A 791-nucleotide genomic window follows, 5' to 3' on the forward strand; every position below is an offset into this window, starting at 1 on the left:
CTCGGTGTTATAAGTGAAAAATTAGGCTTTAGTTACTTCATTAAAGCGCCTGATTGTTGAAGACTAAAGTTTATATTCACCAAGAAATGCTCTTATCCTAACAAATTTTATTTAGGACTTACATGTATGCCTTCACTCTCTCGCCAATCTGCGTAAAGTATACGCTTTACATTATCATATCCATTGGTAGTTAATTGGTTATCTAACCACTGTTGATCAAATCCGAGTTCATGTAAATTATCCCATAAAATTTCCCCATCTATAATTAACGATGTTGGGAGGTCTACTGGACTTTCTGGAAGATTGAGATCTTGCTTGTCTGGTTTTTGATACTTGGATTTTAATAATAAACTTATTTGCCCATTAGCTTCCAATATACCGTATTTGACTTCGCGAACTGAAAAGACATTATTTTGACGGAGTATACTCAATACTTGATTTACATCCAATTTGTTCTTTGTAAGTAACTTTCTGTCCATAACACCATCTCGAATGATGATGTTAGGATTGCCTAATAAGAGAGAACGTGTCGATTTATTTTTTAGAGTCATAAACTCTATTCCCAACATAAGAAACGTCCACAATCCGATGGCATATAAAAAATGAAAAATCCCTACCTTATCTTCATAAATGGTATTTCCTAAAAAATCTCCAAGTACTAACACAAAAACTAAGTGAAACGGGGTTAACTGATAGATGGATGTTCTGCCTGTTATGATAATGATAAAAAATAAAGTGGCAAAACCAACGATGACTTTGATCGTCAGTAAACCAATATTGACTTCTTCCAA

The 791-nt window shown here is 33.6% G+C and carries 1 protein-coding gene; it reads right to left on the reverse strand.

Annotated features, from left to right (window positions below):
- Positions 1-107: 107 nt before the first annotated feature.
- Positions 108-791 (reverse strand): DUF421 domain-containing protein (locus tag ACTNDN_RS24915; protein ID WP_441132572.1); only part of this gene is annotated, 684 nt, incomplete at its 5' end.

The sequence above is a fragment of the Niallia sp. HCP3S3_B10 genome (assembly GCF_052064465.1).
Lineage (GTDB): Bacteria > Bacillota > Bacilli > Bacillales > Cytobacillaceae > Niallia > Niallia hominis.